We start from the raw sequence: 13,718 nt of genomic DNA, 5'->3' as shown, positions 1-13,718 counted from the left end.
GGAAAAACAGATGAAACAAGAAACAGTGTTGGAAGTGAAAAATTTACAAACGTATTTTTATTCAAGTGAAGGGGTTGCCAAAGCTGTTGATGGCGTATCCTTTACACTGCAAAAAGGAGAAACACTCGGTATTGTTGGTGAATCTGGTTGTGGAAAATCCATGACTTCCCTGTCATTACTACGTTTAGTACCCTCACCACCTGGAAAAATCATCAATGGTGAGATTCTATTAAATAATACGGACATCTTAAAATTATCAGATGAAGAGTTACGCAAAATTCGAGGCAATAAAATATCAATGATTTTTCAAGAGCCTATGACGAGCTTAAACCCTGTTTTATCAGTAGGTGAGCAAATAGCTGAATCGATTCGATTGCACCAAGGCTTATCTCGTAAAGAAGCATGGCAAAAGGCTGTCGATATGATTCGTCTAGTAGGAATTCCTGCACCTGAAAAAAGAGCGAAGCAGGAGCCTTATCAATTAAGTGGTGGCATGCGACAACGTATTATGATTGCGATGGCCTTAGCCTGTACACCAGATGTGTTAATTGCAGACGAACCAACAACGGCACTAGATGTAACGATTCAAGCTCAAATTATTGATATTATTCAAAACCTACAAAAACAATTAGGAATGAGTATTATCTTCATTACGCATGACCTCGGAGTTGTAGCAGAAGTTTGTGATAAAATAGCGGTTATGTATGCGGGACAGGTTGTAGAAGAAGGCACAACTGAAAGCCTTTTTGAAAAACCATTACACCCTTATACGAATGGACTTATTCAATCCTTACCGAAGCTATATGAAGATCAAGAAGAACTTTCTACTATTCATGGAACTGTTCCAAGTCCATACAATTACCCAATTGGCTGTCGTTATGCAGAACGCTGCCCATTTGCTACAGATTTATGTCGTGACAAACAACCTGAACTTCTTACAGTCGAGCAAGGGAAAAAAGTTAGATGCTGGATGTACAGCAATGAATGGCAAGGAGAAACACTTATGAAGGAGATGACAGTATGACAACGGCACATCAAACACAACCACTATTACAAGTAAATGATTTAAAACAGCATTTTTTCTTAAAAAAAGAAAAGCTCTTCGGCCCACAACAGGTTGTTAAAGCTGTTGATGGTGTTTCCTTCGATATTATGCCTGGTGAAACACTCAGCATTGTAGGAGAATCTGGCTGTGGAAAATCAACGACTGGCCGTTCTATTTTAAGATTGGATGAGCCTACTTCAGGGGAAGTATTGTTATTCGGTAAAAACTTAGTGAATATGAGTAAAAAAGAGCTACGAGCTGCACGGAAAGACATACAAATTATTTTCCAGGATCCATATGCTTCTCTTAACCCACGAAGAACGATTCGAAAAATGTTAACGGAAGCTATGTCTATTCAAAAAATAGTACCACCTGAAAAGCAGGAAGCACGTATGTTGGAATTAATGTCCCTTGTAGGGTTACGTCCAGAATATTTAGAGCGTTATCCACATGAATTTTCAGGTGGTCAGCGCCAGCGTATTGGTATCGCGAGAGCCCTTGCTGTTAATCCTAAAATTATTATTTGTGATGAATCTGTTTCTGCCTTAGATGTTTCCATTCAAGCACAAATATTAAATTTACTGAAGCAGCTACAAAGAGATTTAGATTTAACATTTCTATTTATCTCACATGATTTAAGTGTTGTTCGCCATATTTCAGACCGTATTATGGTTATGTATCTTGGGAAGGTCGTGGAAATTGCTGATAAGCAGTCACTGTTCTCACAACCACATCATCCTTATACAAAAGCACTGTTTTCATCTATTCCAGTGATTGATAAGCAACATCGCAAGGAGCGTATTATTTTAAAAGGAGACCTACCGTCACCTCTTAACCCACCTACTGGCTGTAGCTTTCACACACGTTGTCCATTCGCAACAGATAAATGCAAAGCAGAAGTTCCAGCATTACGAGAAATCACGGCAACACATAAGGTAGCTTGCCATTTTGCAGAAAATTTAGTTTAATGTACTTTACACAAATAAAATAATTGGAGAGGTCATTATGTTACAACTAGAAACCTTCAACATATATATTCTCCTATGTGTAATTGCTCCAATTATTGGAGCTTTTCTGCTTACTTTTATATTTATTTTCGAAAAACAAATCGATAGCCTTGAGGAGGAAAAAAGAAATTTAGAGCTTGAGCAGGATTTACAAAGAGCGAATATTCTCCAGTTAAATCAGCAAATACAGCCGCATTTCTTTTTTAACGCATTAAATTCATTACTAAGCCTAGCCCGCATCAATCGAAAGGAGGATTTGGTTGCGGGCATTGAGGCCTTAGCAACGTTTTTTAAATTTAAATACAATAATCATGAGGTTTTAATTGCATTAAAAAACGAGGTACAATTTGTCGATAGTTATTTAAATATCCAACAGTTACGCTTTGGACATCGTTTGACGATTCATAAGCATGTGGATGATGAGGCCCTAACTGTCCCGATACCTCCATTTATTCTGCAGACCATTATTGAAAATGCATATAAACATAGCTTTGAAAAACATATAGGACCTGCGGAATTATCTATTACGATAAAAAAAATGGATAACATATTATTAATAGAAATTAAAAATACACAACCACTTGAAAAGATAGAACATACTACTGTGCTAGTAGAGGACGAATTGCAGCAAGGTTACGGTCTTGAAAATATTAGAAAACGACTTGAGCTTATTTATGGACTCGAAAATATTTTATTCTCGATCCAAAATAATGAACAGTTTTATACTGTGACAATCCATGTTCCCGCTTAGGCTTTCTATCAATTTGAATGTGAAAGGAGAATGACACCTTGAATATATTAATCGCAGATGATGAGCCGCTAGAATTAGAGCAAATGATTTATTTATTAAAACCTCATTTTCCTAATTGGACATTCCATACTGCTCAGGATGCCTCACAAGCTCTGCAATTAGCTAAAAAGCATCGTATGACCATCGCCTTTTTAGATATTCAAATGCCTGGGAAAGATGGAATCACTTTAAGTAAGGAACTAAAGGAGCTTTATGAAGTTGATATCATTATGGTAACTGCTTATCAGACCTTTGAATATGCCCAACAAGCATTGCGTATCGGGGTAAAGGATTATCTTACAAAACCAGTTATTGCTAGCGAATTAAATGCTATCGTGGAGAAATATAAAGTGTGGAGCTCTAACCATGATGCAATCCAAAGCGCACTTTCCTATATTCATGAAAACTATTATGAAAAACTGAGTTTAAATATAATTGCAGAAAAGATTCATTTGAACCCTAGCTATTTAAGCCGTAAATTTTTGGAGGAGCAGTCCGTCGGAATTAATGAGTATATAAACAATTATCGACTAGAAATGGCTGTGAAGAAAATAAATGATAATCTGGATGCAAGTATGTCTACAATTGCAGAGAGCTGTGGTTTTAATAGCCAACACTATTTTAGTGTCGCCTTTAAGAAAAAATATAACCAATCACCACGACAATATAAATCATCTAAAATAAGTAAAGGTAATTGATTGTATGCTAAAGAAAATTCCATTGCTCGTACCATTTGCAAGTTTAAGCACTGCGGCAGGTGTTATCATTCTTTTAGCTAGATGGATTCATGGGAACTTATTATTGTCCTCACCCTCAGCCCTTATTTCTTTTGGCTTTATGGCAGGTATTTGTTATACATTAGCAACGGCTATTTCGTTTATTGTACTCGGCTCATTGTTAAATAAGAGTGATTACACGCAACATCAACATACACAAAGTTTTTTACTTTTTACGATACAGCAAAAATTAAGTGGCATGAATTTAAAAGTGATACGGCTATTTTATCTTCTGACAGGCATTGAACTATGGCTAATTCAATTAATAAGCATCAGTGTATTATCTGAAATTATGTTAAATATCCCTGTGCCTATTACACTTTTTTTATTTTTAATTATCATGTTACTTCTTGATCGGATCATGTCAGTGAAAAGTATACTATGGCTCGAAATTTTATTTATTATTGCTCTTTTTTCTTTACTTATTTTTATTCCCATTTATTACTTCGTACAAAATGGCGCAAGTACTGTATATGAAGGAATTCGCTTATACCACCCGTATTTATTTTATTTTAAAAATAGTGAGATCCTACTCTTTTTTGTTATAATTCAACTAGCTGTTTTAGGACAAGTTCTCTTTGATAAATCGACTTGGTATTTAATTGCATTTATTAAGCCAAAAAAAGTGCGTCGTAGTCTACTTTCATCAGGTGTGATCTTAGCGTTATTAACACTGTCATTCACAGCCATCTTAATGATTGCTTTATATGGTGGCTCCTTTGGCCAGTTTCAAGTTCTGATTTTCACATTTTTATATGAAGTACAACCAGGCTTTCTAACTTTTGCCTTCCTTGTTATTGTTCTATTAGCTGTTGTAACGACCTTACTAGTAGACATGCGGGCAACGAAACGATTTTTTGTGAAGAAAAGACCTTACTACTTTTATTTGATTTGTCTAATGGTTATTATATTAATTTTTTTCTTATCTATTGATTTAACTATTTTAGGTGTTATCTATTCTTTCGCCTTCTTACACATTTCAATGCTACCGTTTATGTTAATTCTGTTATTTACTAATCGTAGCATTCATCAACATAGCTGGCTGGTTCTACTGCTTTCCATGATTATCGGATTAGGTGTAGGTCTAAACTTTAACATGCTATATGGATTAGCTGCTAGCTTTATGATTTCGTGTATCTATCAATTAATGCTACAAACTGAAACTAAAGAAAAGAAGCCTGAACACTAGATTTTTTCGGGTTCAGGCTTTTGTCTTCAATTAGCTGATATAAAAAATAAATAGGCTAAGTAATAGGAGACTGACAATAGCTAAACTGATAGAAAGATAATTTCTTTTTTCCTCTCGACCGTAGCAGTAGTCTATAAAAATGGAACTAAAAAGAATAACAGTTAAGTATCCTCCAATGATGACGGTATATAAAATCCACCCTTTTACCATAAATAAAATGAGCATGACGATATTCAAAGCTTTAAGAGTCCATACAGCACGTCGATGGCCCCTAGAAACATACCCCTTTGGAATGTTGAACCTTTTCCTCATTATTTTTTCGACAAGCATATGAATAGCTAGTAGAAGGACTAGAAAAACAACATAACCTTTCATTCCAAATTTAGCTTGATCTTTGAGAGTGAGGTTTTCATAAGCCTTTGTCAGTTCTCTATTATTAACTTTATAAAATGATTTATGGTCATGATCTTCTATTAGAATACTTTCCTCACCTATGAACATCTTCAACTTAATGATCTGGTCATTTTCAAACTGTGCCCAAACATCCTGTATGGTACGAAATAAAAATTGGTTCTCTTCATATTTCTGTGTTACTGTGGCCTGCTGTAATAGCTGCTGTAATAATTCCTTTTCGGGAATTTGTTTATATACTTTTTGGCCAATCGTCCACCCAGGTCTTCCCGCTAGAAAGGTCTCCTCATCTGAATTTGAAATCATCGTATATTTTTTTACTGTTTCTTGCTGTGCCAGGGTAACAATTGAAGCTTGACGAGTTTGCTCCATCTGTCCTAATGGCCCCATCTCTACTAACAAAAGTAGTATGAGTATCGCACCTATAAAAATCAGTGGATATGACCAGCGTTTTGTTACCTTTTTTTCTTGCTGTACTCGCTGTAGAATATCCTGCTGTAATGATTGCGTAAATCGTGGTGCTTCGCCAAGTTCTTGATCCAACTTCTCTTTAAAAGTTGTCATCTACTAACACCTCCCACTCACTTTTCTCTAATCTTTCCTGTAACATTTTTCTTGCTCGGTGCAATCTAGTTTTAATCGTATTTTCTGTACATGCAAGAATATCTGCCATTTCCCTGATCTTTAATTCCTGATAATAATAAAGGATAGCTACCTCTCGATAAGTAATTGGTAACTCAAATAAAGCACACTTTAATGTTGATCGCTCATCCTTAACTACTAATTCCTTTTCCGGAGTACGTTTACTTGCACCCATATGTATTTTTTCCATCAATAGATGTCGTTTATTTTTCCAACTTCGTAGATAATCATGACTTTTATGTACGGTAATTTTGACTAAATACGTCTTTAGGGAGGATCTTTGTTCAAAACGATTCTGCTGACGTTAATACGCGAAAAATACATCCTGAACAATTTCTTCAGCAATCGACCAGTCCTTTACATATAGATAAGCCACTCGTAAGCAATATTCACCGTGCTCTTCCATAATGGCTGCTAAATGCTCACTCACCCAAACACCTCCTATACACATTCACCCTATAGTCGTAATCCATTGCTTATTGGTTTCAAAAAAAGAAAATAACCGCTACGTTTTTACGATGGACATAATTTTTCAAAAACTCCACACAATAAAAAAGCATTGTAACAAGCATTTTTTTCATCGTTGATTTTAATGATTTTATTTGGAATATGTCGGTTATACACTGTATTTATCGTATTCGTATGCCAAGAAGCATACTTTTTTTCTTTTTTCTATTGAATAACTAGCAAAAAAACTGTTATAGTGAGATTGTTTGTCTGACGTCTGACTAATTAGATCTTAAGCTGTTCTTTTGAAATTGGAACATCATGGCAAAAAATATTATATATAAATATGGAGGAAATGATGAGGTACTTAATATCCTTGTGTGGATTGTTACTTGTTTTTGCATTAGCTTTTTTAATGAGTAAAAACAAAAAAGAAATAAAATATAAATATATAGTTATTATGTTAATCATCCAATTTTTATTGGCAGCTTTACTACTCAATACAACAGTTGGTTATGTTCTAATCAAAGGAATCACAAAAGTATTTGATCATTTATTATCATATGCCAATGCAGGTATATCATTTGTTTTTGGTGGTTTAGCAAATGAAGGAGAATCACCATTCTTTTTAACAGTATTATTACCGATTATCTTTATTTCAGTCTTGATCGGGATTTTACAACACTTTAGAATACTTCCCTTATTTATGAAATGGATAGGATTATTTTTAAGCAAAGTCAGTGGTATGGGAAAATTAGAGTCCTATAATGCCGTTGCTTCTGCTATGGTAGGACAATCCGAAGTATTCATAACGGTCAAAAAACAATTAGATAAGATTGCCCCTCATCGTATGTATACTTTATGTGCATCAGCTATGTCTACCGTTTCGATGTCAGTTGTTGGAGCCTACATGACAATGATTGAGCCTAAATATGTTGTAACGGCCATAGTCCTGAATCTATTTGGGGGCTTTATCATTGTGTCCATCATTAATCCTTATACTGTAGATGAAAAGGAAGATATCTTAACGATTGAAGATGAGCATAAGCAAGCCTTCTTCCAAATGATTGGAGAATATATTATGGATGGCTTTAAAGTAGCCATCATTGTTGGTGCCATGCTTATTGGTTTCGTAGCTTTAATGGATTTAATCAATTCACTATTTGATATGATTATCGGCATCTCTTTCCAAGAAATATTAGGCTATATCTTTGCACCAATCGCCTTCTTAATGGGGATCCCATGGAAAGATGCTGTTTCTGCTGGCGGCATTATGGCAACTAAATTAGTAACGAATGAATTCGTTGCCATGATCAATCTTGGTGACGTCTCAGCGTCCATGAGTGAACGTACACTGGGCATTATTTCTGTATTCCTTGTATCCTTTGCCAACTTTTCATCCATTGGTATTATTTCCGGGGCAGTGAAAGGGTTGAACGAAAGACAAGGAAATGTTGTTGCACGATTTGGCTTAAAGTTGTTGTACGGCGCTACACTTGTAAGTATCCTAACAGCTATTATTGTTGGATTGATTATTTAAACTGAATATGGGACTATTTTTGAACTGCACTCGACTCGGTTAGTTGGGTGCAGTTTTTCTGTATTGTATCTTCGTAATCGCTATGGGTTGCACATCAAAACAACGACATTTGCAAGATGTAGACAAGAAAGGATGAAAAGAAAGTTAGGTGCTAAGAATGACTGAATATGACCGCTTTGCCCAATTAAAGGCGTTCATGCCCAACACTTATCAAATTAAAAAAACACTCATTTGTTTTAACTCTTAAACAGATGAGTGTTCTTTCAGTTTTTCATCGTTCTGAATAATAGACTGATTCAAATGATTCTGCTCTTGAATGGGATCTATCCATTCCTTCACTTCAAAAAATTTAACGATGTTATTTAATGAAAAAGCCAAAAATACAATAGCACTAAAAAACTAAGTAGAGTGAAACTAAATAGAATTATTAGAGGTAATTTCTCTTTACGTTCTTTGATTCGATTCATTCTAAGAAATAGTACAATACAAAGGGGTAAGTGAAATACCAAAAAGAATAATAGGAACTATAGATAACAAAACTATTCTCCTTTTCTAATAATTAACATTGAGAACCTATCCAGAAAGGATCTGGATTTACTGTACCTGTCCATTTAAAAAATACAAAAGTGTTAAAAGAATTCCGTTTAATCGTTATAAATGAGAAGGATGGACCGAACCTGAAGGTTTCTTTAGTATTTCGTTATACTAATTTAAAAAGGACAAAACATATTAGTCATATAAAATATGTTTTGTCCTTTGATTTATTTTTTTATTTAGGTATTGATAACTATGTTTTAGTAATGCACATTTTAATTTATGTCTCTTTATTTAACGACAATATTGACAAGTTTGCCTGGAATAACGATGACTTTTACTAAGCTCTTTCCTGCCATATATTCTTGTACTTTTTCATCAGCCAACGCCACTTTTTCGATGTCCTCTTTTGAAGCATCTTTTGCTACGACGATTTTAGCACGTACTTTACCCGCAACTTGCACTGCTACTTCTACTTCATCATCCACAAGCTTAGCTTCATCATACGTTGGCCATTGCGCATAAGAAATTGTTCCTTCATTACCTAATAGCTGCCATAATTCTTCAGCAATATGTGGAGCGATTGGTGCTAGCATTTTAACAAAACCTTCCGCATAGGCTGTTGGGATCACATCAACTTTATAGCAATCGTTGATAAATACCATCATTTGTGAAATAGCTGTATTAAAGCGGATGCCTTCATAATCCTCTGTCACTTTTTTCACTGTTTGGTGATAAGCTTTTTCAAGTGTTTGATCGTTAGATACTTGAATTTTAGCAGAGATTGTTCCATCCTCTTCATTGACAAATAGACGCCAGATACGGTCTAAGAAGCGTCGTGCGCCGTCTAAGCCATTTGTAGACCATGCAACAGAAGCCTCAAGTGGTCCCATAAACATTTCATATAAACGTAATGTATCTGCCCCATGCGAATCGATGATTTCATCTGGGTTTACAACATTCCCTTTAGATTTAGACATTTTTTCATTACCTTCACCAAGAATCATACCTTGGTTAAATAATTTTTGGAACGGCTCTTTCGTATGAACAACACCTAAATCATATAACACTTTATGCCAGAAGCGAGCGTATAGTAAATGTAGTACAGCATGCTCAGCCCCACCAATATAAATATCAACTGGTAACCAGCGTTTTAGTAATTCTGGATCAGCAATCGCTTCTGTATTTGTAGGATCGATATAGCGTAAGAAGTACCAGCTAGAGCCTGCCCACTGTGGCATTGTATTTGTTTCACGACGGCCTTTTTTGCCTGTCTCTGGATCTACAACATTCACCCATTCTGCAATATTTGCCAATGGTGATTCACCAGTACCCGATGGACGGATATTATCTGTTTTCGGAAGCATTAATGGTAGTTCCTCTTCTGGAACAGGTGTGATCGTGCCATCTTCCCAATGAATCATTGGAATCGGTTCACCCCAGTAACGTTGACGAGAGAATAACCAGTCACGTAGACGATAAGAGATTTTCTTCTCCCCTACGCCTTTTTGCTCTAACCATTCGATTGCTTTCGCGATGCCATCTACTTTGTTTAAACCATTTAGGAAGTCCGAGTTAATATGTGGACCATCACCAGTAAATGCTTCTTTGCTGATGTCTCCGCCTTCAAGGACAGGTACAATGTCTAAGCCGAACGCTGTTGCAAATTCATAGTCGCGTTCATCATGGGCTGGAACCGCCATAATAGCACCTGTACCGTAAGACACTAGTACATAATCAGCAATCCAAATCGGTACTTTTTTACCGTTAATCGGATTCACTGCATAGGCTCCTGTAAATACACCTGTTTTCTCTTTCGCTAAATCTGTACGCTCAAGGTCAGATTTCATTTTGACCTTTTCTAAATAATCCTCGACAGCTTGGCGTTGTTCAGCAGTAGTAATCTGTTCTACTAATTTATGTTCAGGTGCAAGCACACAGTATGTAGCACCAAATAATGTATCAGGACGTGTTGTAAATACCGTGAAGTTTTGATCTGTACCATCAATATCAAATGTTACTTCTGCCCCTTCTGAACGACCAATCCAGTTACGTTGCATATCTTTAATAGACTCTGGCCAATCTACTTCCTCTAAGTCATCAATTAAACGGTCTGCATATGCCGTAATTTTTAGCATCCATTGTTTCATTGGTCGACGTTCTACTGGATGCCCTCCACGTTCTGATTTCCCATCAATTACCTCTTCATTCGCCAATACAGTACCAAGTGCTGGACACCAGTTCACAGCCACTTCATCGACATAAGCTAAACCTTTTTTATAAAGTTGGATAAAAATCCATTGTGTCCATTTATAATAGTTAGGGTCCGTTGTGTTAATTTCGCGATCCCAATCATAGCTAAAGCCTAGCTCTTGGATTTGACGCTTGAATGTCGCAATATTTTTTGCGGTAAACTCAGCTGGATCATTACCAGTATCAAGTGCATATTGCTCAGCTGGTAAACCAAATGCATCCCAGCCCATTGGGTGTAATACATTGTAGCCTTGCATACGTTTAAAGCGTGAAAGGATATCTGTTGCTGTATATCCTTCTGGATGGCCTACATGAAGTCCAGCGCCAGATGGATATGGGAACATATCTAGGGCATAAAATTTAGGCTTCGCTGTTTCATTTTCAGTTTTAAATGTTTTATTATCAGCCCAATATTGCTGCCACTTTTTTTCAATTTGTTGATGATTAAAACTCATTCTTTTTCCTCCTTCGATGGATCATGTTGCTCTTCATCAGAATTGACAAAATATTTAAAAAATAAAAAAACTCGCCCCATTCTTAAAGAAGGGACGAGAGAATTTGTACTCCCGCGGTACCACCCAGATTAGTGATTACACTCGGCTCAAGCTTCCTTAACGCGGAAGAAACGACACACGATATTTCACGCGGGCAGACTCAGAAGGCGAGTTCAACTTGCTTTCTTACTAGCTTTCACCAACCGCTAGCTCTCTAAAAAGAACCACAAATCTACTATTCCTCATCACAGTCTTTACATGATATTGCATTTATTCTAATGGAAAGTATTGAAAAGCACAAGCCTTTGTTTACAGGTTACCCATTACTGAACAATTAATTCCTTTTTTTCCTTAGTTTTAGATAAATCCTTACATTCATGAAAAGCAAAATGCTGACATCCAATGCATTGATTTACATCCAAATAGCTAATAGCTTTTGTAATTGCTTCTCCTGTGTGCTGATAAAAATGTTGCGCGCCTATTTTATCGTAGATTCCATTGTGCTGCAGGGCTACCTTTAAATCACCTTGCACACCAGTTAACAAAATAGTACCACCTTGCGCTATAAAGTTATCCATGATATTGCTAAAATATGCTTCACCAGTTGAATCCATAAAGGGCACTTTCCCCATTCGTAAAATCAAAACTTTTGATTTCTGATGTAACGCGCTTTCAATCGTTTGTTCAAACATTTGTGCTGCACCAAAAAACAGTGGACCTTCAATTGTATACATGCTAATTTGCGGACAATCATGCTGCTTGTGAACGACATGTGCCTGCACCTTCTCCCCTTTGAGGGAATGATCGGGTAATACTTTTGTGACAACAAGCTTTTCACTCATCCGTTTCGCAAATAAAAGCACAGCCAAGACTAGCCCTACTTCGACTGCTAATGTAAGACTAGTAAAGACAGTTAATAAAAAGGTAATCAATAATACAAGTGAATCTCCAGATTTTAACTTCACAATATGCGAAAAATGGTGTCGTTCACTCATATTCCAAGCTACTACCATTAACACAGGAGCCATACTTGCTAACGGTATGTGTGACGCATATGGAGCTAATAACAATAATGTGACTAAGACAAACACACCATGGATGATACCTGACATAGGAGAAACTGCGCCTGTTTTAATATTGGTCGCTGTACGTGCAATCGCACCCGTGGCAGGTATACCTCCAAACAATGGCGTCACGATATTGGCAATCCCTTGCCCAATAAGTTCCCGGTTGCTGTTATGCTTACTATTTGTCATCCCGTCTGCAACGACAGCAGATAGCAGAGATTCTATGCCTCCTAGCATTGCAATGACAAACGCTGGACCAATAAGCTGTTGTAAGCGTTCCAACGTAATAGGAGGAAAAGCAAAATGAGGTAATGAATTAGGAATTTGACCATAGGCTGTTGCAATAGTGGAAACTTGTCCTGAAAAGAAGAACGTTGCCACAAGAGTTGAAACAACAATTCCAACTAATGCACCAGGAACTTTTGGAAAAAGTTTTGGTGTGATGATAATCGTTAGTAAACAAAGGATTGCCGTAAAGATACTATAAACATTCGTCGTACCTAGCTGCTTAACGATTTCTTGTATATTGTCCATAAAATATTCATGTCTTTCCATATTGGTTAGCCCTAAAAAATTGGCAATTTGACCTGTAAAAATAAGAACAGCTATACCTGCAGTAAAACCAACTGTTACAGGGCGAGGAATAAACTTAATTAAAGACCCCAGCTTAAAAATACCCATTAAGCAAAGCAGAACCCCTGCCATTAAACCGGCAAGTAATAAATCTTCATAGCCATAAGTAAGGACAATTCCTAATAATACCGGCACAAACGCTCCGGTGGGCCCACCAATTTGATATTTAGATCCACCAAAAAGCGAAATAAGGATACCAGCAATACAAGCGGTATAAATACCATACTCAGGTTTCACACCAGATGCAATGGCAAAGGACATGGCGAGTGGAATGGCGACAATCCCAACAATAATTCCAGACATTACATCCTTCTTTACATGATGAACTGAATACCCTTCAAAGCGTCCTGTAAACAGTGACTTCATAGATAAATCTTCCCTTCAAAATAATAAGCAAAGCATAATTTTTAAACATCATTGATTTACTTATTGTCTTCGTCACCTTCATTGCTCGTCATTTCTTCTAATCTTGAAATGGTATTAACTAAATGGTTATTAAAAATATCCTTTGCCACTCCGAGTAATTCACCAATCATTGGATCACTTAAAGAATAGTAAACTTTTTTACCTTCTTTCACCCCATAAACAATATTTTTAGCACGTAAAACACTTAATTGCTGTGAAACTGCCGAGCCCTCTTTTTCTAAACAATCTTGAATCTCGTTGACACTTTTCTGACCATCTACAAGGAGTTCAAGTATTCTAATACGTAACGGATGTGCTAATGCTTTAAAAAAATCCGCCTTAAACTGTTGTAAGCCCTCTTCCATAAAAAAACCTCCATATCACTACATATTCAAATATTTGAATATATATAATTGTAAGCCTGTTGACAATATTTTTCAATATCTCCTATAAAAAAGAGCAAAACCTAGTGTTATACACACTCG

The 13,718-nt window shown here is 36.3% G+C and carries 11 protein-coding genes, 1 pseudogene and 1 other annotated feature; of the genes and pseudogenes, 6 read left to right on the top strand and 6 right to left on the bottom strand.

Translation table 11 applies throughout. From position 1 onward, the window contains the following. Positions 1-10 precede the first annotated feature (10 nt). Genes ABC382_RS21350 through ABC382_RS21330 form a run of 5 tightly spaced genes read left to right on the top strand, consistent with a single transcriptional unit; the run spans position 11 to position 4,807 of the window. Positions 11-1,024, top strand: coding sequence for an ABC transporter ATP-binding protein (locus ABC382_RS21350; RefSeq protein WP_274794145.1), 1,014 nt, complete (start codon positions 11-13; stop codon positions 1,022-1,024). Next, positions 1,021-2,013, top strand: a complete 993-nt coding sequence (locus ABC382_RS21345) for an ABC transporter ATP-binding protein (protein ID WP_274794146.1) — start codon at positions 1,021-1,023, stop codon at positions 2,011-2,013. The genes ABC382_RS21350 and ABC382_RS21345 overlap by 4 nt, the downstream gene beginning before the upstream one ends. A 37-nt stretch (positions 2,014-2,050) precedes the next feature. Next, positions 2,051-2,803, top strand: a complete 753-nt coding sequence (locus ABC382_RS21340; protein WP_312506626.1) for a sensor histidine kinase — start codon at positions 2,051-2,053, stop codon at positions 2,801-2,803. A 38-nt stretch (positions 2,804-2,841) separates the two neighbouring features. Next, a complete protein-coding gene (locus tag ABC382_RS21335) occupies positions 2,842-3,540 on the top strand; it encodes a response regulator transcription factor (RefSeq protein ID WP_274794148.1) in 699 nt (232 codons plus the stop codon). 4 nt (positions 3,541-3,544) lie between these two features. Then, on the top strand, positions 3,545-4,807 hold the full coding sequence (locus tag ABC382_RS21330; RefSeq protein WP_274794149.1) for a permease: 1,263 nt from the start codon (positions 3,545-3,547) through the stop codon (positions 4,805-4,807). 30 nt (positions 4,808-4,837) lie between these two features. Here the strand turns inward: ABC382_RS21330 and ABC382_RS21325 are convergent, their stop codons facing one another. The 3 genes and pseudogenes from ABC382_RS21325 to ABC382_RS21315 form a co-directional block, all read right to left on the bottom strand. Next, positions 4,838-5,782 carry a hypothetical protein gene (locus tag ABC382_RS21325; RefSeq protein WP_312506627.1) on the bottom strand — a complete coding sequence of 315 codons (945 nt, stop codon included), beginning with the start codon at positions 5,780-5,782 and terminating at the stop codon, positions 4,838-4,840. Beyond that, positions 5,769-6,143: pseudogene (locus ABC382_RS21320) on the bottom strand (sigma-70 family RNA polymerase sigma factor); the annotation flags it as partial. The pseudogene ABC382_RS21320 and the gene ABC382_RS21325, both read right to left, overlap by 14 nt. 21 nt (positions 6,144-6,164) lie before the next feature. Then, positions 6,165-6,290: a hypothetical protein gene (locus ABC382_RS21315; RefSeq protein ID WP_412927078.1), complete on the bottom strand. Its 126-nt coding sequence runs from the start codon at positions 6,288-6,290 to the stop codon at positions 6,165-6,167. A gap of 375 nt (positions 6,291-6,665) precedes the next feature. On the opposite strand from ABC382_RS21315, the gene ABC382_RS21310 reads away from it, so the two are divergent. Next, a complete protein-coding gene (locus tag ABC382_RS21310; RefSeq protein WP_274797369.1) occupies positions 6,666-7,847 on the top strand; it encodes a NupC/NupG family nucleoside CNT transporter in 1,182 nt (393 codons plus the stop codon). 824 nt (positions 7,848-8,671) lie between these two features. Here ABC382_RS21310 and leuS read toward each other — a convergent pair. The 3 genes from leuS to ABC382_RS21295 form a co-directional block, all read right to left on the bottom strand. Next, positions 8,672-11,089: a leucine--tRNA ligase gene (gene leuS, locus ABC382_RS21305; RefSeq protein WP_312506629.1), complete on the bottom strand. Its 2,418-nt coding sequence runs from the start codon at positions 11,087-11,089 to the stop codon at positions 8,672-8,674. 86 nt (positions 11,090-11,175) lie between these two features. Further along, positions 11,176-11,386, bottom strand: a binding site (T-box leader). Positions 11,387-11,451: 65 nt separating this feature from the next. After that, the gene (locus ABC382_RS21300; RefSeq protein ID WP_322611794.1) at positions 11,452-13,194 is read right to left on the bottom strand and encodes a SulP family inorganic anion transporter; all 1,743 of its coding nucleotides are present in this window, start codon (positions 13,192-13,194) and stop codon (positions 11,452-11,454) included. Between the two features lie 56 nt (positions 13,195-13,250). After that, positions 13,251-13,598: an ArsR/SmtB family transcription factor gene (locus tag ABC382_RS21295; RefSeq protein ID WP_274794154.1), complete on the bottom strand. Its 348-nt coding sequence runs from the start codon at positions 13,596-13,598 to the stop codon at positions 13,251-13,253. Positions 13,599-13,718 lie beyond the last annotated feature (120 nt).

The organism is Lysinibacillus phoenicis, from assembly GCF_047238325.1.
Taxonomy (GTDB): domain Bacteria; phylum Bacillota; class Bacilli; order Bacillales_A; family Planococcaceae; genus Lysinibacillus; species Lysinibacillus irui.
Note: the sequence above shows the minus strand (reverse complement) of the source record. Positions and strands in the feature narration are given on the sequence as shown.